Origin of the sequence: Desulfoferrobacter suflitae, from assembly GCF_022603395.1 — a bacterium.
GTDB classification, from domain to species: domain Bacteria; phylum Desulfobacterota; class Syntrophobacteria; order Syntrophobacterales; family Syntrophobacteraceae; genus Desulfoferrobacter; species Desulfoferrobacter suflitae.
Map to the genome: position 1 here is coordinate 26,367 of NZ_JAIBKA010000003.1, position 23,824 is coordinate 50,190.

The following is a 23,824-nucleotide window of genomic DNA, read 5'->3' on the forward strand; positions in this document are numbered from 1 at the left end:
TTCGACCTGCGTGCACCTTTTCAAAGAAGCGCTGCAAACGGAGCTAACGTGGGTACTGCTGGAAGAATGAATTGAAAGGAGAATTTCATGGCGATTTCCTTGCGGGTAGTGGTGATTGGCGGTGTTGCTTGCGGACCTAAAACGGCTTCGCGATTGAAGCGCCTGCTGCCCGATGCCGATGTGACAATGATTGAAAGGGGCGGAGTGGTATCTTACGGAGCCTGCGGACTTCCCTACTACGTGGAAGGGATCTTCCCGGATGTAGAAATGCTCACGGAGACTCCCGTGGGCATTCCTCGAACTCCGGTTTTCTTCGAGAAGGCCAAGGGTTTTCGCGTGTGGACCCGCACCGAAGCGGTGCACATTGACAGTAAGCGCAAAAAGGTGCGTGTGCGCCATCTGGACGGGGGGTCAGAAGAAGACCTGGCCTACGACAAACTGGTCATCGCTACGGGGGGACGTCCCCTCAAGCCGCCCATTCCGGGCATGGATCTGGAAAATATCTGGTATGTGCGGGAACTGGAGGATGCTTCCAGCCTGGTGGAGGCCATCGAGCAAAAGAACCTCAAAAGGGCGGTCCTCATAGGAGCCGGCTATATCGGGATGGAAATGGCGGAGGCGCTCAAGCACAAGGGGCTCGATGTTACCGTGGTGGAGATGTTCGACCAGATCATGCCGCAATTTCTGGATAAAGAGATGGCCATGCTGGTGCAAAAGCACATGCGCTCCAAGGGAGTGAATCTGGCCTTGGAGCAGAGGGTGATCTCGCTGCAGGGTAACGGCAAAGTCGCGGCGGTCGAAACGGATAAGCAGACGATCCCTGCCGATCTGGCCATAGTGGCGGTCGGTGTTCGCCCGAACGATGAGTTGGCGCGCGAAGCAGGGCTGCTTTGCAGTCCCAGGGGCGGCATTGTGATAAACGGTTACTGCCAGACCAGCGATCCGCATATTTATGCCGGCGGCGACTGCGTGGTGAACCAGTATGTTCACCCGATAACAGGAGCTCCCCTGTACGTGCCGCTGGGCTCTACCGCCAATAAACACGGGCGGGTCATAGCCAACCACATCGCGGGCCTCACCTCGCCCTTCCAGGGTGTCACAGGCACCGGCATTTGCAAGGTCTTCGACTACACCGCCGGGCGTACCGGCATCACGGAAAAGCTAGCCAAAGAGCTCAACCTGGATGTGGAGACAGCCATTTGGGCAGGCCCTGACTTGCCGCACTACCTGCCCGCCAGCAGGGTGTTGTTCATCAAGATGGTTGCATCCAGACGCTATCGCAAGCTGCTTGGCCTCCAGGTGGTCGGCATGGGGGATGGGAGCAAGCGGCTGGACGTCGCCGCTACGGCCATCTTTTTCGGTGCAACGCTGGATCAGCTCGGCAATCTTGATCTGGGTTATGCTCCGCCTTATTCACCGCCCATTGATCCCATCGCGACCACGGCTCATTTGCTCCTCAACAAGATGAACGGCTTTGCCCGGGGGATTTCGCCGCTGCAGGCCAAGCAGCGCCTGGATGCAGGTGATGATATTGTGCTTCTGGATGTGCGAACCCCCGATGAATACCGGGCCATGCGTTTCCCCGATGAGCGTGTGGTGCATATTCCCCTTGGAGCACTTCGGGAAAGAATCGATGAGCTTCCCCGGGATAAAGACATTCTGTCGTTTTGCAAGGTGAGCATGCGCGGCTACGAGGCCCAGCGCATTCTGAATGCAGCGGGATACGACAGGGTCTGGTTCATCGAAGGGGGTCTTCTGGGGTGGCCGTTCTAAGGCAGGCGGCGGGAATTGACGTTCAACGGGGAGAGAGGGCAGGGGCCTCTCTCCGATTGAGCGCATCACACAAGAATCCGAGTTGTTCGAGTTTCCTTCGCTGCGGCCGTGTTGCTACGGCTCCTGGATCAGCCGCAAGAGCTCTTCGGCGGTTATTTTTGCACTGATGTCGGTGCCTTCGAGCAGACTTCCCGCCAGATCGCGTTTGTCCTGATGGAGCTCGAGGATCTTTTCTTCGATGGTGCCTTCCGTCACCACCCGATAAACCGTTACAGGGCGCAGCTGGCCGATGCGGTGAGTGCGATCCGATGCCTGATCTTCCACCGCCGGATTCCACCAGGGATCCATATGAATCACGTAATCGGCGGCGGTGAGGTTCAGCCCCATGCCGCCGGCTTTCAGGCTGATCAGAAACAGATCACCGCGGCCGGCTTGAAAGGCGTCCACTTCTTTTTTGCGCTCGGCCGGTGGGGTACTGCCGTCCAGGTAGCGATAGTCGATGTGCTGATTGTCAAGATATTCCCGAAGCAGACTGAGGTGGCCCACAAACTGGCTGAAAACCAGGGCCTTGTGCTGATTTTCCAGAAGCTCCGAGATGATTTCGCCAAACAGTTCAAGCTTTGCGCTGGGCACGCCGCTGTCGGGGAGAACCAGGCGGGGATTGCAGGCCGCCTGCCGCAGCCGCGTGATTTCAGCGAGTATCTTGATATGTTTCTGGTTTAACGGTGTGGCATCGGCACTCAGTCGTTCCACGGAACTCCTGCGCAGTGCTTCATAGAAGGCCGCTTCTTCAGGGCTCATCTGGACCCGCAGCAGGACGTCGGTGCGGGGCGGCAACTCTTCCAGAACCTGGCTCTTGGTGCGCCTCAAAATGAACGGCTGAATGAGCTTCTTGAGCCGCTTCCTGGCGTTTTGATCATTGTACCGTTCGATGGGTATGGCGAACCGTTCGTTGAATTTCTTGAAGGAGCCCAGCAGGCCCCGGTTAATAAAGTTAAACAGGGTCCATAATTCGCTCAAATGATTTTCGATGGGAGTTCCGGTGGTGATGATTTTGAAACCGCCCTTGAGGCTCATGGCGGCTTGAGATCGCTTGGTGGCAATGTTCTTTATGGCCTGCGCCTCATCGAGCACAATGACGTTCCAGTCGATGGAGGAGAGAAGCTCGACTTCCTGGTGCAGGAGCCCATAGCTGGTCACCAGCAGGTCATAGGCGGCGAGACGTCTGAGCAAATCCTCCCGGCTGTTGACTCCCAATTGATGCACCCTGAGGGTTGGAGCGAAGCGATGGGCTTCGGTCACCCAGTTCATGCATACCGATGTGGGAGCAACCACCAGGCTGGGTCCCCGGGGAGCACGCTCGAGAATGATGGCGAGCGCCTGAATCGTTTTACCGAGCCCCATGTCGTCCGCCAGGCAGGCTCCGACCCCCATGTGCATGAGCCGCGCCAGCCACTGATAACCTTCCACCTGGTAGTCGCGCAACTTGCCTTTGAAGGTGGAGGGGAGCAGCGGGGTGATCTCCTGCGCCGAGCGAATACGATCCAGCCTTGCTTGCCAGGCTGAATCCGTTTCCAGGTGCGGCAACTTTGCCGTGAAATCCTCGATGGCGAGGGCGGCCAGAGGGTGCAGCCCTATGGCCTTGCCGTGTTTTTCCGAATAGGCCTCCAGCTCTTCCAGGCGCCTGCGTAATTCCTGGGTAAGCGCAAGGAATTGCCCCTCACCCAGAGGAATAAAGCGACTGCCCGTGGCACGGACCAGGTCCAGCAACTGTTTCATATCCAGGACCAGGTTGTCATCCACTCGCAGCTGGCCGCTCACCTCAAACCAATCCATCTTACTCTGAATCTGCATGCGCAACTGGGAAAAAGAGGCTTCAGCGGAGACCCTCAACTTCTCGCCTTCGGGCCATTCGACCACTACCTCACCTTTTTCCTGCAGGGACTTCAAATCGAGCAGCACCTGCAGGCAGGTTTCCGTATCCTCGATCAACCAGCACCGTTCGCCATCGGCATACCCCGCCAGCACGGAAGAATCGGCCTCAACAGCACCGGCCCTGGTCTTCTCCAGCTCAAGGTCGCGCGTTGCCTGCATGCGCTTACCGCCGACATCGGCAATCAGATTATCCGCTCCAATGCCCGGTTTAAGATAGGGGCCGCCATCGGCAAAAGGCTTCACGAACATTTCGACCCTGAATCCCAAACCTGCCGGCATCAGATGCACGTGCGGAGTGGAAACGGCCGCAACCTGCTCCATGTCGCCCGATGCCCCGCCGATGTCGGAATGGACCGTCACCAGTGAGGAGATGTTGGCAATCGTTTGCGATACTTCCTGCTCGGCTGTCGCCGGGACCATCAGTCCTTCCCGGCTCAGCAATTGAGCAATGCGCCGATGTGCTTCAGAAATCTCGATCACCTTGAATCGCGTTGGTGTTTCTCGAACCAGCAGGACTTTCTCGTTGCTCACAGGGGGAGACATGGTGATGCGCAGCTCTGCATCGGCGCGGGTCACCAGGATCTCCGGCTCACCGCGCACGATTTCAACGGAAATCGATGGGTTTTCCTCTAGAAACACCAGTGGATGTCCGATGAGCGCAGGAAGGGCTTTTTGAATATTGAGTATACAGTCGCGATGGTAATAGGGCGAGCTCTGTTCGATAGCCGCAAACACAGCCTTGTCCTGTTCACTGACGCAAGCGAGCTCCTGCACGTTGATTATTCTGGAAATGTGCAGTGTGCGGCCCTTGGTCCAGGTACCCCTGGCAGAGATCTTTTGCTCCTTGGCCTGCAGTGTCACCGATGACTCTCGAAAACCCAGGAGCCAGATCAAACGCCTGTCGCGTTGCCCATCGGCCGTCTTGTCGGCAGTCTGCGCCACCTTATGCAGCGCGCGCAGACAGCGTCGCCAGCCCTCTTCAACCTGAAGGGCCGACAAAAAGGAGCCCATGCCGGTTTCCTCCTGGACGGTGTGCAGGTATTTTTCGCGGATAGGCGTGCGCTGTTCCGTCCGGCACAACAATTCGGCGCTTTCCATGGCCAGCCAGTTCAATCCAATTTCCCGGGATCGGACGAAAACGCCGCTGAGGGTGTCGATCATTTCCTGAGTGAGACTCCCATCCAGCCAGTAGTGGGCAAGGGCTGTGAAAAAGACGGACAAACCGGATTGTTCCTGGTTTTGAGCGATCAATGTACGGGCGGATTCCACTTCACAATTTTCGGCCAAAACAATGGCCTTGAGTGACGTGAAGACGGAGCTTAAGAAGCCATCGCCGGAATCGGCGGAAAGCGCCCTGGAAGCGATTGCACCGATGTCCTCCCACACGGATGCATCGGCACGTGTGAGCAGAGACAGGGCATAGAAGATTCCCGGCAGCCCCGGGAAATAACCGCTTCGCTTCCTGTTGATCTTGCGCCAGAGCTTAAGATCATCTTCGAAGGCCGTGACGGCCTGGTTATTCTTGCCTTCAACAAACCGCAACCATCCCCACAGGCCGATACCTGCCGGGCAAACCGTCGAGCCGAACTGCAAGAGTAATTCTCGTGCCGTGGCAATACGTCCTCCCAGCAGCAGGCGCGAAATCAAGCCGGGGAGAAGAGAGCCCATTTGCGTATGGGACAGCCCCGACAAAAAGCTTGGGTTGAGAGCATATTCGAGTGGCTCGTCATCCGGTGCAAGGGTAATCACGGTATTGTAAAATATGCCGCTCAAGGCCAGGCACTGCAGATTCAGGGGAAGTGTGCGGAACCAGCCGATGTCGAAAGGATTCATCACCACCTGGGTCAAGGGATCGCATTGGGCGGAAACGCCGCTTGTACACTCGGAAAGGAGCAGGTTGCGGCAGCGTTGAGCGAGATTTTCATCGTGCGTGTAAATGCCCATGCGCAATTCGCGTACGACGCGATCGCGGTAATAGGAGGGAAGGTAATACAGGTCGAGGCGCACGGGGAGCTCTTTTCGCACCGCTTTGACCATCGCATGGTAGCGGTTGAATGCCGACGCTCCACCGGTTCTCACGTGGAACCGCCTGGTCGGCTTGAATCCCGCTTTCATGATCTTCACATACTCACGCACACCCGCATCGCGATCATGCAGAAATTTTTGCAGCAACCCTTTGGACCATCCCGATCCATGCTCTGCGATGGCCGCCGCCACGCGCTTGCGTACTTCGGGATTGGAGTCTTGCGCGGCACTTTTCAGGAGCGCTTGAACCTCTTTGTTGTCGGGCGCGATGGTGCCGGCCGTCAGGACTACATTGGCATAAAACGGCCATGGTTCTTTGCGCCACATTGCCAGCAGTACGGGCAGAATTTTAGAGCCCAGCTGGCCGGCGGTATCGACTGCTATTCGGCGCACCGCCGGGGCAATGGGAGTGTTGTCCTCAAACCCCAATTGGCGCACCAGGGATGCCAGCATATCTTCGGCCTGTGAGGGATTCTCGCGCTCACTGCGCTGCAACACTTCGGGAAATCGCCAGATGACCGTCAGCCGGGCATAGATATCCGCTTCCGGTGACAGAGCCTGGTGTAATCGGGCGCCCGACCAGGTGTTAAGATCTTCCTTCAGAGCGGCTCTTTTCAAGATCGACAAGACACACATCGTGCAGAGAGAGCCTGTCGAGGTCCGCAATGCCTGCCCGCTGAATGATCCCTGGCAGGAAACGCAAATCAGTTCTTGCGTTTGACTGTCCAGCCAGGCTGTGGGGTCTGCCACGAGGGCCAGGAGGAGTTTCATCTCAATCAGTGGTTTCTGCTCAAGCGTCCGCCGGGTGACCACTTCCAGGATGGCGTCATGGCACCTCAGTTGCTTATCCAGCAGTTTCAGCCGTTTCAGCTGATCCAAATGAGGTTTGAGCGACGCCACAGAGGTTATAGGCTCGTTCGCAAAAACCAGTCCGGAGCCCCGCAGGCAGTTGTATATATTGCTGATGCTGCTCCTTTCATAGATCACCGAAGACATCTGCAACAAAGCCTGCTGCAGCGGAGTCAACGTTTCATAGTGGGCCATCAGTCTGTTGCGTAGTCTTGCTTGTTCCTGCACTTATGCCTCTTTTAATCGGCGCTTGCACGCCGCAGCAAACCCGCATCAACGGCGGTGGATGGAGTACTTGCGGCACCTTGCCGAAGACTGTTGTCGGGAATCCCATTCCGGGACCTTCCGGGCGGCCCAAAAAGCGGCCTGCCAATCTCATCGAAAATCAAATTATTAGTATACTCAATTCCGCTTTATTCTCCCACCGAAACATCACCGGTGCCGGCAATTCTCATTATGGAGCTCGCAGCTGAACGTAGAGTGGGTGAATCAAAAGCGTAACCCACCGTGTCAACCAATCCCAGGGTGGGTTGCGGCGCACAAAAACGCGCCTCCACCCTGCGAAAAAGGATCAGCAGTATAAATGAGAATTGCCGGCACCGGTGTTGTGCCGAGCGAACTCGTGCATTCGTGCATTCGTTGACAGAGAACTTGAAATTTCTTATCATCGACTCCCTTGTCGCTCGTGTCCCTTTCTCGGCTATCATTGCAACCCTTTGACAGTCGGCGCACTGAGAAGATCAGGACGCCACAATGAGTGGTGATCAGTGACTGTGTGTATGATGCTTGTTCCGATTGCCGATCCATGAGCCTTGTGCGAACTGGCCATCGCAGAAGGACCGCTTGGCTATTTATCTTTCAGGGAAAACACTTCTCTGCTCCGGATACAGCGGTCGCATCGACCGTCGGGCGGCATCTCAGACAGGAGCCGCCGCGTGCCTCATGAAACTGATTGAAGGAAATGATGATGTTCAAGACAATCAATGCCCGACTCTTTCTCGTTACGGCCGCCTTTTTTGTGGCGGCCGGCTGCGTCATCGTTGCTCTGGTCAATTATCAGATGCGTAAAGAGGCGCTGTGGGAAGCCGAAGCCAAAGCCGAGACGCTTCTAGACAGAAACCTGGCCATTCATACCTACTTTTCTCACAAATTGAAGCCCAATCTGTTTGACATCACCGACGAAATCATGCCGGCCAGTTACTTCGATCCGGTGTGGATGTCCTCGACCTACGCGGTGCGCGAGATACAGAAATATTACATGGAGTTATCCCGGCGGGATTATTATTATAAGGAATGTGCGATCGATGCGCGCAGTCCCGAGAATGAAGCGGATCCCATGGAAATCGAGTTCATCAAGGAAATCAATCGAAACGCGAATATTGACTTCCGGTCGGACATTCGCCTGATTAACGGAGAGCCCTATTTTGTAGTTCTGAGACGCGGCGAGGTGATGGAGGAATCCTGCCTGAGGTGCCATAGCAGGCCGGAAAATGCCCCTGCCGATCTGGTCAAGCAATATGGGGCGGAGCGCAGTTTCAACCGCAACACGGGAGACGTGGTTTCCGCCATCTCCATACGTATTCCGCTTGCCTCAGCCTATGCCGAAGCAAATCGTTTTTCCCTGACGCTATCCCTCTGGCTCTGTGCGGTGCTCATTGGGCTGTACATCATCAACTGGGTTGCCAGCCGTGCTCTGGTGCTACGTCCTCTGCAATCGATTCAGGGCCAGGTGGATGCAATCATGTCCCAGCCTGAGCGTCTCGGCGAACAGGTGGCCATGCCCCACGGCAAGGAACTGAAGGATCTGACGGCGGCGTTCAACCGGCTGTCCCTTGACCTGCGGCGGGAACGGGACCTCCTGGAAGACAAGGTGGAGCAAAGAACATTGCAGCTGAAATCAGCCAATGACGAGCTTTCCCGCGAAATTGCCGAACGTGGCAAGGCTTTGCAGCGGGCAGAGGAAAATGAGAAAAAGTACAGAGAATTATTCACCCATTTGCCGGAGGGCTTCGCTTACCAGCAAATCGTTACGGACCCGGATGGAAATCCGACCGACTACGTCATCCTGGAGTGCAACCAGGCTTTTGCTGAAGCCGCCGGAGTGCGTGACGCAGCAATCATCGGCCGGAGGGCCGGGGAAGTATTTTCCGCCGGTGGGTTGTGGGAGTCCGGCTGGATTGAAAGATTCGGCGAGGTCGCTCTGCTTGGCAACGCCATTGGCTTCGAACATCACTTGCAGAATTCCGAGCGCTGCTACCGGGTGATCGCCTACAGCCCCAAAAGGAGTTATTTTGCCTGCATTTTTAGTGATATTTCGCAACGGGTCAGGATGGAAAAGCAACTGGAAAGTCAGAAGGAGTATTTACGGGTGACCCTGGCATCCATTGGCGACGGCGTTATCACGACGGATGTGGACGGCAGGGTGACCCTGTTGAACAAGGTTGCCGAAGAGCTGACCGGCTGGCTGCAGCAGGACGCTCTCGGTCGTCCCCTCAGTGAGGTTTTCCACATCGTCAACCAGAAGACTCGCGAGCGCTGTGAGGACCCTGCGTGGAAGGTTCTGGAGAGCGGCGGCATTGTCGGGCTTGCCAATGATACGGTGCTGATCTCCAGGAACGGAAAAGAGTATGTCATCGCAGACAGCGGCTCGCCGATTCGTGACCGCCTGGGTCAGGTGATCGGGGTGGTTCTTATTTTCCGAGATGTCACCGAAAGGTATCAGATGGAAGCCGAGCTGCGGCATGCGCACAAAATGCAGGCGATCGGGACCCTTGCGGGAGGGGTTGCGCATGAATTCAATAACGTTTTGGGCGTGATCATCGGCAATGCTGAATTGGGCATGAGTGATCTCCCCGAGGGGAACCCGCTGCGACGGAATCTCACTGAGATCAAAACAGCCGGCCTGCGTGCCAAAGATGTGGTCAAACAGCTTCTCAATTTTAGTCGTAAGGTAGAGACGAAAACAAAGCCCATCAGGCTCGCTCCCGTCATCCAAGAATCCCTGCAGCTCATGCGCGCCTCCATCCCCAAGACCATCGACATCAAAGCAGTCATCCAGGACAAGGCGCACGCGGTACTGGCGGATTCTACGCAGATCCATCAGCTGCTGGTCAATCTCTGCACCAATGCCGCCCATGCCATGGGCGAAGCAGGGGGTGTGCTGACGATTCAGCTGGAAAATGTGGAGCTCGATCATGAAGAAGCCTCCAAACATGCGGATCTGTACGCCGGTATCTACGTCAGGCTGAGTGTTGCCGATACCGGCTGCGGAATCGATCCTGCGCATTTGGATAGGATATTCGAGCCCTATTTCACTACCAAGGAGATAGGCAAAGGAACCGGCATGGGACTGGCCGTGGTCCACGGGATTGTCAGGTCGGGCGGGGGAGCCATCGTTGTTGACAGCGAACTGCACCGGGGAACCGTCGTCACCGTCCTGCTGCCGGCAGCGAAAAATGCCGCTGTGGAGGAGGTGCAGGAGAAGAAGACGATTCCAGGGGGGAATGAGAAGATCCTGTTTGTGGATGATGAAGAGTCGCTGGCCAGGCTGGGCGAACTGCTGCTCACGCGGCTGGGTTACCGGGTTGAAACCGAAACCGATCCGTTGCAGGCCTTGCAGAGGTTCAAGTCAAGCCCGGCTGCATATGACCTGGTCATCTCGGACATGACCATGCCCGGCATGACCGGGGATGTACTGTCTGCAGAGCTGCTTAAAATCCGACCGGATATCCGCATTATCCTGTGCAGCGGTTTCAGCGAGCAGATCGATCAGACCAAAGCGCAGGCGATGGGCATCCATGAATATCTGGAAAAGCCCATCAACCTGGAAAAAATAGCCTGCATGGTGAGGCGCGTCCTGGATGCGGCAAGAGACGGAGGGAGCACGAACTGACAGCTTCCCGGGGGGTGATCGACACCTGAAGGGAGGCCCGTGAACTCACCAGGCTGCGGGGAAGAAGATTTCCTCAATAGCGCGCATTGGTCGGCAGGATGTAGCCATATTGTTGCGCGTTTTGCAGAGCTTCTTTTATGGCAAAGACGCGAAAGACGCTGGTTTCAGTGCCGAGGGGCAGCTGGAGGTGATAAAAGTCATTGGTTTTCTGGGCATTGACGGCATCCTGGATGCGCTTTTCTCCGCAATGGTAGGCAGCGATCGCCAGAGTCCAGCTGGGGAGCTGGCTGCGCAGGGCCTTCAATTTGAACAGGAGCTGGTCCAGCGCCCGCTCGTAATCGCTCTGACTGTAGCCGGTAGGTGGTGAGTTCAATCCTGTCGAGCGCACGGTCCCTATTTTGGCCAGCCACACCCGTGGCAACAGGTCCGTTTCTTGAACGATAAAATACTTCAGGTCGTCGGGGAGAGAAAGCTTGTGCAGGCGCTTTTCTATCCACGGAAAATCGCGCTGCATGCGCTTCAACCACAGATACATCTGGGCATTGTTGTAGACCACAATGGTGAATTCCCTGTCAAAACGTTCCCATACTTCCTGCACATGCAGAGGCACTTGTTCCCCGCAGAATACCATGTGGTTGGGCGGTGGGATATAGCCCGCCAGATTTGTTGAATAATCGGATTGGCTGGGGCGGACCTCATCCGGCAGAGGAGAACAGGCCCTGGTCGACGCGGCAGTCGTCGAGGCAGCGGGTGACTTTTCTCGGTCGACCCGACCCGTGGAACAACCGATCATTACGGTCAACAGCAAAAACAGGCAAGCGGTTCGGTAAACGGTCAGGCGAAAGTGCTTCATCACGGCATCTCAGACCTCGTTGGATGGGATTGGATTCAAGCGTTGACGATTGCTGTCACGGGGCAACCCGTCGGCCGATATTTAATCGGAAATCGAGCCGATGTAAAAGAGATTTTGTGTGGCGGCCACCTTGAGCCCTGCATCCGCTGCAAAATAATAGACTTCGGAAATGATCATCAGTCTCCCCCTTGACACTTTTGGGCGGTTTCCCTGCACTTGGGTAAAACGAACACAAAGGTTGCACCTTTGCCCCGTTCCGACTCCACCCAAACCTTTCCGCCGTGCCGCTGCACGATCCGCTCTACGATGGCCAGGCCCAGACCGCTTCCCTGTTCATCCCTGGCTTCCTTGAGACGTTGAAACTTCTTAAAGATGCGTTTGTGATTCCGGGGATCGATCCCCATGCCGTTGTCGAACACCGAAAATTGATGCATATCTCCTCGATCCTCGTAGCCGATCTCAATTCTGGGGTTTGGCGTGTCGCCCAGATACTTCACGGCGTTCTCGATGAGGTTTTGAAAAACGTGCTGCATCTTTTCGGGATCGCAGTAGATTGAGGGCAGGTTATCCGCCAGCGATAATCCTATCTTTCTGGCTTTCAGCGCTGCCTCGAGGTCGTTGACGACGCCCTCGATGATTTCCCGGGAGGCTACTTGCTGAAAGTGGTACCGGACATGGCCGCTTGTCAGAAACGCGCGCAGATCCGAAATGAGTGAGTCCATCCGCTCAGCGCTCGATTCGATGCGCCTCAGGTACTCCGTGACCTGATTATTCGCCTCACCCGCATGGTTGCGCAGGAGCCGCAGCACAAATCCGCGTATGGCAATGAGCGGGGTTTTCAAATCGTGCGACACAACATCCATGAACTCGCGCAGCTCGGCATTGGCCTCCTCGAGTTCTTCCTCGAAGCGCTTCTCTTCGGTGATGTCAATCAGATTCCCCAATATCGAAGGTGTTCCCCGATATTCTATGTCGGTATTCATCCTTCGCACCCAGATGGTCTTGCCTTCCTTGGTAATACCCCTGGCATCATATTCGGACAGCGGCTTCTCTCCCCTCAACCGTTTGGCTCTCATCTCGTCGGTGAAAGCCCTGTCCTCCGGATGCACCAGTCTATGGCTTTCAATGCCAATGAGCTCTTCCCGCGAATATCCGTAGATGCGGGCAAACCTCTCATTGGCGAAAATAATCCTGCCGCCCTGGTCCACATAAATGCCGGTCAAGGAATTTTCCACCAGTTTTTTCCAGCGCTGTTCGCTTTCACTCAGTGCCCGCTCAAGACTTCGGCAATCGAGCAGTTCCCCTTCCAATTGACAGATTCTTTCCTGCAGCGCCTCTAACTGTTCTCGTTCGTCCATGGGCCAATAATTCTCCGTGCAATAGTAGTGGGTCACCTGAAGGGATTTTCCCTCTGACGCATATTACCTGGTCTCAGACCGGGATTCCAGTTTTGTTTGGGGGGTATGCCTGTTTCAATGGCCGGAATCGTTTGGCGGCGTGCAATCCGGCGCGGCGGGCGTTCGCATCTGGCAATCGATGTGAGCAATATGCCGGGCTTTGTATGAAAAGGGCTGGGAGGTTTTGGCGGCCGCTACTTCCAGCCTCCTCCCAATGCCGCGTAGAGTCGCACCCGATTGACGATCTTGTTCAGGTGAATGGCGATGAACCGCTGCTGGGCGGCATAAAGTGAGCGCTGCGCATCGAGCACGCTGAGGAAGGTATCGGCTCCCTTGTCGTAACGGGCGTAGGAGAGTCGATAGCTCGCGGCAGTCGCATCGACCAGGGATTGCTGCGCGTCCAGTTGAGCACCGACGGTGCCCCTGATAGCCAGAGCATCGGCGACATCGCGGAAAGCAGCCTGGATTGCTCCTTCGTATTGGGCCACGGCAATCTCCCTTTGCACCTTGGTTACCTTCACCGCCGACCACAGGCGCGGGTCGAAAATGGGCAAAACGATCCGGGGAGCGTAATTCCAGGCGAGCGAGCCGGACTGGAACAGCCCCGACAGCTCACCGCTGGCGGTCCCGACGGCGCTGGTGAGGGAAATGCGGGGGAAGAGCGCTGAGCGCGCAGCCCCGATATCTGCATTGGCGGCCTTGAGCAAGCTTTCTGCCTGGAGGATGTCCGGGCGCTGCAGGAGCACATCAGAAGAGATGCCGGGTGTCACCCTCGGCAGTGCTTTGATGTCCAACAGCCCCTGCGGCAGCAGATCGGACGGCACGGGAGCTCCCACCAGCAGGTTGAGGGCGTTTTCGTCCTGAGCCAGCAGTCCCGTGTAGAGGGCCAGGTCCACTCGTGCCGCCTCGACCCGCTGCTGCACCTGGCGAAGATCGAGCTCGGGTGCGATGCCCACTTCTACGCGCCGTCGAATCAAATTGTAGGAGGCCTGCTGGGATTCGAGAGTAGACTGGGCCAGGCGCAGGTTGTCCCGATCGGCGGCCAGCGTCAGGTAGGCGTTGGCAACTTCTGCCACGAGCAGAATCTGCGCGCTGCGGCGCGCGTGTTCCGTGGCGAAGTATTCTTCCAGCGCCCGTTCTTCCAGGCTGCGAATACGACCGAAAAAGTCGATCTCCCAGGAGGCCAGGCTCAGGCCGACGTCGTACTGCTCTATGGTCGGGGCACGTTCACTGCCCGAGATTTCGGCCGGTATGCGTTCTTTTCTGGCGCTTGCGCTGGCATTGATGGTGGGCAGCAGTTCGGCGCGCTGGATGCGGTAGAGGGCTCGGGCTCGCTCAACGTTCAAAGCGGCAGCACGCAGGTCCCGATTGTTCTCCAAAGCGGTTTCGATGACCTTGCGCAGTCGCTTGTCGGTAAAAAACTCGTGCCACTCCAGGTCGGGGGAAACCGACGGCCTCTTTTTCGACTCTGTCTCACGGTACGCCGGGCCGCTCGGCCATTCCTCGGGAACCGGGGCATGGGGCCGGGTGTACTGAGGGATGAACGAGCACCCGGTGATAAAAAGGGCCGCCATCGTCAACACTGCAGTACGGCATAAGCGGGATATCGCTTGCGGCAGATCTCCGCCCGTCATCCGCCCTCCAACAGCCAGCATCAAGTCTTTCATAGCGCTACGCCTCCGCAGGATTCTCGGTGTCTGCAACGGGTTTTTGTTCTGCCGCCCCGGCGCCTTTCTTCTTTCCGAACAGTTGCACCACTACCACGTAGAACAGGGGTATGAAGGGAGTGGCCAGGAAAGTGGCGGCGATCATGCCGCCCAGAACGCCGGTGCCGATGGCCGTTTGGGCTCCCGCCCCCGCTCCGCTGGCGATGGCCAGAGGAAGCACGCCAAATCCGAACGCCAACGAAGTCATGACGATGGGGCGCAATCTCAGCTTGGCCCCCTCGAGTGTGGCCTCGACCAGTCCCAGTCCCTCCTTCACCTTGTCCATCGCGAACTGTACGATCAAGATGGCGTTCTTGGTGGTCAACCCCAAAACAGTCAGGAGCCCGATCTGGAAGTAGACATCGTTGGGGAATCCACGCAGGGATGAAGCGATCACGCCGCCGATGACTCCCAGAGGCAAAGTCAGCATAATAGAGATGGGGACCGTCCAGCTCTCGTACAAGGCCGCCAGGCACAGGAAAATGACGATCATGGAGAAGGCGTACAGGAGCGGCGCCTGGGATTTTGCCATGCGCTCCTGGTAGGAAAGCCCGGTCCAGTCGAAGCCTATGCCGCGAGGCAGTTTGCCGGCAATCTCCTCCATGGCCAGCATCGCTTCCCCGGAGCTCTTTCCCGGAGGCGGTGCGCCCCAGATGTTCATGGAGGGAAAGGCATTGAAGCGCTCCAAACGAGGAGATCCGTAGGACCAGCGGCCCGACGAGAAGGCGGTAAACGGTGTCATGGTCCCCTTGTCATTGCGTACATAAAGCCGTTCGATGTCGCCCGGCAGCATTCGGTACGGGGCGTCGGCCTGGACATAAACCCGCTTGACCCGTCCGCCTTGAATGAAGTCATTGACGTAGGCGCTGCCGAAGGCCGCCGAGATGGTATTGTGAATGGCGTTGATGGGGACTCCCAGAGTTCCCGCCTTTTCCCAATCCACATCGATGCGGTACTGGGGGACGTCTTCCAGGCCGTTGGGACGTACCCGGATCAGTCTGGGATCTTCGGCGGCCATCGCGAGCAGTTGATTGCGGGCGGCCATCAGCGCTTCGTGACCCACACCGCCCCGGTCCTGCAACTGGAAGTCGAAACCGCCCGCCTGGCCGAGCTCGACCACCGCCGGTGGAGGGAATGCGAACACCGCAGCGTTGCGGATTTGTGCAAACCTGGCCATGGCCCGCCCCACCAGGGCATCCACCTTTAGCTCGGGCCGGTCGCGTAATTCCCAGTCTTTCAGTCGCACGAAGGATAATCCCGCGTTCTGCCCGGTGCCGGAAAATCCCCTGCCGGCAAGAGTCAGGCAGGATTCCACAGTGTCCTTTTCCTCGATGAGCAGGTAATCGCGCACCTCGTCCATGACCCGTTCGGTCTGTTCGAGGGACGACCCCGCCGGCAGCGTCGCCTGGATGAACATGATCCCCTGGTCCTCGTTGGGAAGATAGGCGGTCGGCATGCGTTGAAAAAGAAACCCGAGAGCCGCCACGATAAGCAGGTAAATGAAGAGGTAGCGCAATTTCCTGCCAATAATATGGCCCACCATGCTATGGAACTTATTCCTGGCCCGGCGAAACGCGCGATCAAACCTGCGGAAGAAGGGACGGAACAAGAAAAAGGCGCTGTCTGCCGGTTCATGACCTTTAGGAATCGGCTTCAACAGCGAGGCGCAAAGCACCGGGGTGAGGATCAGGGCGACCACAACGGAGAGTAGCATGGCGGCAATCAGGGTTACCGAAAACTGGCGGTAGATGACGCCGGTGGAGCCGCCGAAGAAAGCCATGGGGCCGAACACGGCCGACAGCACCAGGCCGATTCCGATCAGCGCGCTGGTGATTTCCCCCATGGACTTGCGGGTTGCTTCCATGGCCGAAAGCCCTTCCTCGTGCATGACCCGCTCCACGTTTTCCACAACCACAATGGCGTCATCGACCAGCAGACCGATGGCCAGCACCATGGCGAACATGGTCAGCATGTTGATGGAAAATCCGAGCAGGCCGAGGATGGCAAAAGTTCCCAGGATCACGACCGGCACCGCCATGGTCGGAATGAAGGTGGCGCGGATATTGCCAAGAAACAGGTACATCACCAGAAAAACCAACAGAATTGCCTCGAACAGGGTCTTGACCACCTCGTCGATGGCCACCTGCACAAAGGGCGTGGTGTCATATGGATAGATGACTTCCACACCGGGTGGGAAGTAATTGGAGAGCTCTGCCATTTTGGCCCGTACCGCATCGGCGGTATCCAACGCATTGGCGCCCGGAGCCTGGCGCACAGCCAGCGCGGCAGTCTGCTTGCCGTTGAACAGAGCGTTCATCTCGTAGCGTTCGGTACCGAGCTCCGTTCGCCCCACATCCCGCACGCGCACAATGGAGCCGTCGGGGTTGATGCGCAGCGGCACAGCGTCGAACTCTTCGGGAGTCTTAAGCAGGTTCTGCACGATGATGGAGGCGTTCATCCGCTGACCTTCCACCGCCGGCGCTCCGCCGAACTGGCCGGCGGAAACCTCCACGTTGTACACGCGCAGGCTCTGAATGACGTCATCGATGGTCAAATGATATTCGTTCAATTTGTCGGGATTGAGCCAGATACGCATGGCGTATTGGGAACCGAAGCTTTCCACTTCACCCACGCCGGGCACGCGCGCCAGCACCTTTTCGATGTTGGACTGGGCGTAGTCGCGCAGGTCATGCCCATTCATGCTGCCGTCCTGCGATACCAGGCCGACGATGATGAGCCAGTTGCGGGTGGATTTGCTGACCTTGACGCCCTGGCGTTGGACCACATCGGGCAGGCTTGCCATGGCCAACTGCAGCTTGTTTTGCACCTGCGACCAGGCCAGGTCCGGATCGGTTCCAGGGGCGAACGTCAGCTCGATCCTGCCGGCTCCCGAAGCATCGCTGGTCGCCGACATGTAGAGCAGCTTGTCAAACCCCGTCATCTTCTGTTCGATGATCTGAATCACGCTGTTTTCTACCGTTTCGGCCGAAGCGCCGGGATAAAAGGCGTCGATGGCGATGGAGGGAGGAGCAATGGGCGGATATTGCGAGATGGGCAGGTTGTAGATGGCCAGACCGCCCGCCAGCATCATGATGATGGCGATGACCCAGGCGAAAACCGGACGGTCCAGAAAGAAATTCGATAGCATCACTTCACTCCGTTATTGGGCCTGCTTAGGCTGACTGCTCGCGCTGGGATCCTCGTTTACGGTTTTCGAGTCGACCGGGACGGTGCTGGTGGGCGGCACCTGATCCACGTCCTTGTAAATGGATTCGCTGCCGCTCTGCGGATTGTCCAAAGGAACGACCCGTACGGGCATGCCCGGTCGCACCTTCATCACGCCTTCGACAATCAACCGTTCTCCGGCGGAAAGCCCGGACGTGACCAGCCATTGGTTGCCGATGGCCCGATCCAGAGTGAGCGTCCGCTGCTCGACCTTGTCGGTGTCATCCACCACTAAAGCGATCGCCTCCCCCTTGGAATTGCGGCTCACCCCCTGTTGCGCCACCAGGATGGCTTGTTCGGCGATGCCTTCCTGGATAACGGCCCGCACAAACATGCCGGGCAGGAGCAAGTGATCCGGATTGGGGACTACAATGCGCACCGTATACGAGCCCGTTGCCGGGTCCACCGTCACCTCGCGGAATTGCAGCTGGCCCTCCAGTTGATACCGAGTTCCGTCCTCCAGCAGAATGCGTACCGTTTTTCCGTTCTCTCCATCTGCGCTGAGTCGTCCCGTTTCCAGGTTGCGCTTGAGGCGCAGCAGTTCGGCTGACGACTGGGTTACGTCCACGTAGATGGGATCGAGCTGCTGAATGGTCGCCAGAGACGCCGCTTGATACGCTGTCACCAGCGCCCCGTCGGTTACGCTGGAGCGGCCGATGCGCCCTGAAATGGGAGCGAGGACCTTGGTGTAGCCCAGGTTGATGCGAGCTGCCTCCACCTGCGTTTTCCAGTATTCTATCTCGGCTTTCGCCTGATCTACCGCGGCCGCAGCATCGTCATAGTCCTGTCGGCTGACTGCCTTATCCGTGAGTAATTCCTTGTAGCGTTGCGCTCTCAATCGAATCGAAGGCAGGTTGGCCCGGGCTTTGCCAAGTGAAGCCCGGGCGGAATCCAGGGCTACCTGAAAGGGAGCGGGATCGATCTGGTAGAGCAATTGGCCGGCTTCCACATCGGAACCTTCCCGAAACAGGCGTTTCTGGATGATGCCGTTCACCTGCGGCCGGATTTCCGCTACCCGATAGGGGGATGTACGGCCCGGCAGCTCGGTGGTCAGTTCAACCCGTTGGGCTGCGATGGTCACTGCGGCTACTTCGGGAAGCGGGGGCGGTCCCGGCTGCTGCCCGTGGCCGTTGTCGCAGCCGGCAATAAACAGCAGACCCGTCAGGGCCGCCAGCACCATTATCCCCGGTAATGATTCACAACCTTTCTTGTTCCGCTGCATCAAAGTCCTCCAAATGGGTCATGTAAGAATTCGGAATCCGTGATTCAGAATTCGAAATGGAGACAGGTGAGTATGAAAAATATTTCAAGATGTCTCATAGTGCTTTGTCATCCACTAGCTCGTGGAGTCGGTGAGAGTGCATGAAGCGGGACGTTGCACGCACCTCATCACAATTCAATCAGCCCCTTGAAGAAGATATTCAAAATAGTGTCCGGGTTTTCCGGATAAGGGTGGCGTTCGGGCTGGTCGAGCCACAGCAGCAGGAAAGCGTCCAGAGTGCTGTCCAGAGCAACGGCCATATCAAAAGGGTCGGCGATGGCTTTGAACCGTTGCTTTCGAATACCTCTCGCGAAAATGGCGGCCAGTCTCTGTAAAAAGGCGTAATAGCGCTTGCGCAGCTCTTCATCCAGTCCAGCCTTGATGTTGAAGCTTGCCCCTCTGCGTTCGGCAAGCAACAGACGAACGAAGGGCAGGTTTGCGCGAAACCGTTCGCCCTTGGAACGGATGTAGCTGCGCAGTTGTTCGATCTCATCATGGGGTTGTTCTATGGCTTGCGTGACGGCATCTTCAAACTTGTCGCACTGATCCAGTACCAGCGCCTTGTAGAGGTCCTCTTTGTTCTCGAAAAACTTGTACAGCGTTCCGATGGCAAACTCAGATCTGCCGGCGATCTCGTGCATGGAGACATTGTGGTAGCCCCGTTCGGAAAAGAGCTCGAGGGCCGCTGCGAGCATTTCCCGACGCTGCCTCGACTTCTCTCGCTCGCGCCTGGTCGGCTTGGTATCTTTCATTGCTTGCTCTTTGGTTGAAGGGTGCGTTTGTGAATGGGACGTCATTATTTAGAATATGACGTCATACTTTTCAAGCTAAATTTTGGCACAGATCACCAATTCGGTTTAACCATGCAGGTCACACGCGCCGGCAGACGCCATTTAAGTGCACTACCGGCGCGCCGGAAGAAACCAGAACGACGGTTCCCGGTTGGCTTTTGGGTGTTTGCTGAACGTGGACAATCCGCAAAAAAGCGGATTCAGGCGGCATCAAAGCAGTTATGGACAGATTACGGCCGTGGTGCTATGGAAGGAGATAAGGGGAAAAGAGAGCCTGCCGGCGGGCAGGACTCACTGCGAGGGGGGGACAGGGAGTGATCTGGGATTCGCGAAAGGGGATGGTGTATGCACAAGCTGTTTTCTCCTCAATCGGTGGTTGTGATCGGAGTCTCCGAGTCGGAAGACAATCTTGGAAGAAACATTTTAAGCAACCTTGTGCGTTTCGGATATCAGGGGAAGATTTATGCTGTGGGGCCCCGTGGCGGCCAGGTGCTGGGCATACCGATACTCCAATCTGTGGACGACCTGGCGGAGCCGGTGGAGCTGGCCGTGCTCCTCACCCCGGCGCGGTTCATCCCGGATATTCTGGCCCAGTGCGGCGCGAAGGGTATCCGCCGGGCGGTGGTGGAATCCGGCGGATTTCGCGAACTCGGCCCGCACGGGCAGACGCTCGAAGATCAGCTGCTGGAAATCTCTGCCCGTTTTGGCCTCTCCTTTGTGGGTCCCAACTGTATAGGCGTCATTCACACCAAAACGGGAATCTACACGCCGTTCATTGCGTTGCCCAAACCCTACAAGCAGGGCAGGGCGAGTGTCTTTGCCCAAAGCGGCGGGGTGGGACTGACCCTGGGCGAGCGGTTGAGCTCTTCGGGCATCGGGGTGAACAAGCTCGTCAGCATGGGAAACAAGCTCAGTCTGGATGAGACCGATTTTCTACAATTTCTTGTGGATGACCCGGATACTCAAATCATCTTTTTTTATCTGGAAGACTTCAAGCGCGGGCGCCAATTCGCCGAGGCGGCCCGCGGCAGTGCCAAGCCCATTCTTTTGTTGAAGTCCAATACCAGCCCTCTCAGCCAGGCCATCGCCCAGTCTCATACGGCGGCTCTTGCCGGCGACGACCAGGTGGTGGATGCGGTCTGTAAGGAAGTGGGCGTTATGCGGGTGCGCTCGGTTGCGGAGGTCATCAATGCCATGCGCGGTTTTTCCATGCCGCCGCTGCAGGGCGGGAACCTCGCCGTTGTTTCCCGTTCGGGGGGCCATGCAGTGGTGGCGGCCGATGCCTGCGCCCGCCGCGGTTTTCATCTTCCCCCGCTGCGCGAAGAGCTGCTGGAAGCGGTCCGCCGGAAGCTCAGGGCCGGCGTGATCCGCCTCGGCAATCCCATGGACCTCGGCGACCTCTACGACATGCCCTTTAATTTCGACGTGGTGAAAAGTGTTTTGCGCCAGGAGGATATTCACGGGGTTATTTTCATCCATGTCACCCATATGACCGTCGAGCGGGAAGCTTCCAGGAAACTGCTGCAGGATTTGTGGGAACTGTCTTGGCAGTATGGGAAGCCTGTGGCCATGGTTGTAGAAATTCCTTTTGAAGAGCGGGTTTTCCTCTTGCAAACGGCCGATTTCCCGTTTTTCTCGGAACCGGGTGAAGCCGTGGAAGCACTGTGGTGTCAGTGGCAGCAGGCAAAACATGCTGCCCGGCGGACCGGTCCGCCGCCGTCGGCACCTTCTCCATCCTGGCGGGAACAAACGGTTGCCTGGCTGAGCGGTTTGAAATCCAAGAATCGTCAGCCTCTATTGCACGAAGCCCTGGAGCTTATGGACCGGATCGACATCCCCACAGCTCCCTGGAAGATGGTCACGGATCTTTCGAGTGCCCGCGAGGCAGCTCGCACCATGGGCTTTCCGGTGGCTCTCAAGGCGGTTGCGCCGTCCCTGCTGCACAAGTCGGAAAAGAGTGCAATCGCCCTGAACATAGCCGGTGACGGGGAGCTCGATAGGCATTGGTCCAGGCTCAACGCTCTCGCCGGTGACGTCGAGGGAGTGGTGGTGCAGAAGATGGTTTTTGCTTCCCGGGAGCTGATCATCGGTGCAAAGAGGGATCCCTCGTTCGGACCGCTGGTGCTGGTCGGATTCGGGGGTATTGTGGTGGAAGTCCTCAAAGACGTCAGCATGCGCCTTGCTCCCATCGGGGCTGAAGCGGCGATGCAAATGCTGAGAGAGCTGTCGGGAGCGCGCATACTCGAGGCCTTTCGCGGCATGCACCAGGCAGACCTCGATGGCGCAGCCCGCATCCTGGTCACCATTTCGCAGCTGATGCACCAAGTTCCTTTCCTAAGTGAGCTGGATTTGAATCCGGTGAGCCTCGATGATGCGGGAAAGGGAGCCGTTGCCCTCGATGCCCGCCTGTTGTTTACACCCGGCGAGATTTCGCGCGCCTGAGCCTGTCGTGACCCGTCTCAAGCGCATCTCTGCCGGCCTGGACCACCACTTTGTTTGGCGGTGACGTTGATCCCGTGCAAGTTATAGCGGTGACGCATTGTCATTTTTTGCAGGTCTTGTTGATGTGTTTCGTCACGCGCAACGCGTGACTCAACCCAACCAAAAACATTATCTTGGAAGCTATAGTGAAGATGGCTGAACGGAGACAGGCATCGCTGCGTTTTTTGCAGTGAGATGAACAATGCTTCGAAAGCACGGAGGAAGGCAATGCAGGCATTTGATTATGCGAAGTGTATCGAGATTTCAAAGCGGGTCCGCTGGGACATCGACAAAGATCTGATGCGCGGGCGCGACTTTGATTTTTCCCAGAAATTCCTTCCCGACGGCATCTCCAGGGTGGATCGACTGAATTTGCGCAGCGATGATTCGCGCAGACTGTTGAGTCAGATCCAGGGCAGAACGTACGCCAACATGTTCGGCTTTGTGGAGCGCTTTATAACCGCAAAAATACTTGAACTGACCCGCGATCACTGGATGGGTGACCAGGTGGCGCTGGAAGCACTGGTACGCTTCAGCGACGAGGAAATAAAGCACCAGGAGTTGTTTCGCCGCATTGAGAAGATGATGGCTGCCGGCATGCCCGAGGGTTACCGTTTTTTGCCGGACCCGAACGGAGTTGCGTTCGCCGTGTTGAGCAAATCAACCTGGGCGGTTTTGGCTCTGATTCTCCAAATTGAACTGTTCACACAGGAACACTACAAGCAAAGCATCGAACCCGACGAAAATCTTTCTCAGTTATACAAAGACATTTTCCTGTTTCACTGGAAGGAAGAAACCACGCACGCCATCATGGATGAACTCGAATGGCCGCGGGAGGACAGGAAGCTCACTTCCGAGCAGAGGGACACGGCGGTAGACGAGCTCATTGAGCTGGTGGTGGATGTGGATGGCATTCTGCAAGCTCAAAGCAGGGCCGACGTGGATTATTTTCGGCAAATCTGTCAAGAATCGCTTGATGACAGGCAAATCGAGAACATCACCGGCGGTGTTCTTGCTGCCTATCGTTGGCAGTACATCTTTTCGGGAACCAGTCACCCGCGTTTTCAGGCGGCTTTGGGCAACCTCATCACAGCGGAGCAGGGAGAGCGCATCAAAGGCGCTCTGGAGACCTTGAAACCCTAACCGTTCACCATACAGCCTTTTATGAACCGCAAGGCGCAAGGAACGCCGAGGTTCTATCCTTGGGGGGCTCTTTGCGTGTCGGTCGGTTCTGAAATCCCTTGTGATTCTATACTTGTTAAGGGAAAAACCATGCATTTCTATGCCGTCAGTTACTGATGGGTTTCGTCACCCTTGGGCGTGACGAAACCCATCAACAAGGCCTGCAAATGCTCCTGCTAAATGAAGTTATGGTCCGTCCATAACCAACACAGGTCGAGAAAGGATTGGTTTCATGGCAAAGTTAAAGCTCAAGGCTCACCATATCGATCGTGACTGGTGCAAGGGTTGCGGCATTTGCGTTCGATTTTGTCCTAAACACGTCTTGCAGCTGGACGACCGGGAGAAAGCGTATGCGGCACATCCGGAGAAATGTATTGGCTGCAGACTGTGCGAAATGCGATGCCCGGATCTGAGCATCACCGTCGAGACTGAAGAGGAAGGAGAGAAGAGTTGA

Annotated in this window: 12 protein-coding genes; 5 read left to right on the forward strand and 7 right to left on the reverse strand. The window is 56.9% G+C overall.

Translation table 11 applies throughout. The features are described 5' to 3' along the window. The first annotated feature begins 87 nt into the window (after positions 1–87). Positions 88–1,773, forward strand: coding sequence for an FAD-dependent oxidoreductase (locus K1V27_RS05660; RefSeq protein ID WP_258928611.1), 1,686 nt, complete (start codon positions 88–90; stop codon positions 1,771–1,773). A 114-nt stretch (positions 1,774–1,887) separates the two neighbouring features. Here K1V27_RS05660 and K1V27_RS05665 read toward each other — a convergent pair whose 3' ends face one another. Then, positions 1,888–6,810 carry an SNF2-related protein gene (locus K1V27_RS05665; protein ID WP_258928612.1) on the reverse strand — a complete coding sequence of 1,641 codons (4,923 nt, stop codon included), beginning with the start codon at positions 6,808–6,810 and terminating at the stop codon, positions 1,888–1,890. A 739-nt stretch (positions 6,811–7,549) separates the two neighbouring features. Here K1V27_RS05665 and K1V27_RS05670 point away from each other — a divergent pair. Next, positions 7,550–10,474, forward strand: coding sequence for a c-type heme family protein (locus K1V27_RS05670; RefSeq protein ID WP_258928613.1), 2,925 nt, complete (start codon positions 7,550–7,552; stop codon positions 10,472–10,474). A 73-nt stretch (positions 10,475–10,547) separates the two neighbouring features. On the opposite strand, the gene K1V27_RS05675 is transcribed toward K1V27_RS05670, so the two are convergent. The 6 genes from K1V27_RS05675 to K1V27_RS05700 form a co-directional block, all read right to left on the reverse strand. Next, entirely contained in the window at positions 10,548–11,327 is a 780-nt protein-coding gene (locus K1V27_RS05675; RefSeq protein WP_258928614.1) for a lysozyme family protein, read from the reverse strand. 176 nt (positions 11,328–11,503) lie between these two features. Further along, positions 11,504–12,685, reverse strand: coding sequence for a sensor histidine kinase (locus K1V27_RS05680; protein WP_258928615.1), 1,182 nt, complete (start codon positions 12,683–12,685; stop codon positions 11,504–11,506). A 233-nt stretch (positions 12,686–12,918) separates the two neighbouring features. Further along, complete coding sequence (locus tag K1V27_RS05685; RefSeq protein ID WP_258928616.1) at positions 12,919–14,391, reverse strand: efflux transporter outer membrane subunit; 1,473 nt, start codon at positions 14,389–14,391, stop codon at positions 12,919–12,921. A gap of 4 nt (positions 14,392–14,395) precedes the next feature. Beyond that, positions 14,396–17,578 (reverse strand): efflux RND transporter permease subunit, encoded by a 3,183-nt coding sequence (locus K1V27_RS05690; protein ID WP_258928617.1) that lies wholly within the window; start codon positions 17,576–17,578, stop codon positions 14,396–14,398. Positions 17,579–17,590: 12 nt separating this feature from the next. Continuing rightward, positions 17,591–18,877: an efflux RND transporter periplasmic adaptor subunit gene (locus K1V27_RS05695; RefSeq protein WP_309573998.1), complete on the reverse strand. Its 1,287-nt coding sequence runs from the start codon at positions 18,875–18,877 to the stop codon at positions 17,591–17,593. Between the two features lie 167 nt (positions 18,878–19,044). Beyond that, positions 19,045–19,668 carry a TetR/AcrR family transcriptional regulator gene (locus K1V27_RS05700; protein ID WP_258928618.1) on the reverse strand — a complete coding sequence of 208 codons (624 nt, stop codon included), beginning with the start codon at positions 19,666–19,668 and terminating at the stop codon, positions 19,045–19,047. Between the two features lie 384 nt (positions 19,669–20,052). Here K1V27_RS05700 and K1V27_RS05705 point away from each other — a divergent pair, with 384 nt between their 5' ends. The 3 genes from K1V27_RS05705 (at position 20,053) to K1V27_RS05715 (ending at position 23,824) form a co-directional block, all read left to right on the forward strand. Further along, the gene (locus K1V27_RS05705; RefSeq protein ID WP_258928619.1) at positions 20,053–22,149 is read left to right on the forward strand and encodes an acetate--CoA ligase family protein; all 2,097 of its coding nucleotides are present in this window, start codon (positions 20,053–20,055) and stop codon (positions 22,147–22,149) included. 267 nt (positions 22,150–22,416) lie between these two features. Then, positions 22,417–23,331 (forward strand): hypothetical protein, encoded by a 915-nt coding sequence (locus K1V27_RS05710; RefSeq protein ID WP_258928620.1) that lies wholly within the window; start codon positions 22,417–22,419, stop codon positions 23,329–23,331. Positions 23,332–23,602: 271 nt separating this feature from the next. Beyond that, positions 23,603–23,824 carry a 4Fe-4S dicluster domain-containing protein gene (locus K1V27_RS05715; protein WP_258928621.1) on the forward strand — a complete coding sequence of 74 codons (222 nt, stop codon included), beginning with the start codon at positions 23,603–23,605 and terminating at the stop codon, positions 23,822–23,824.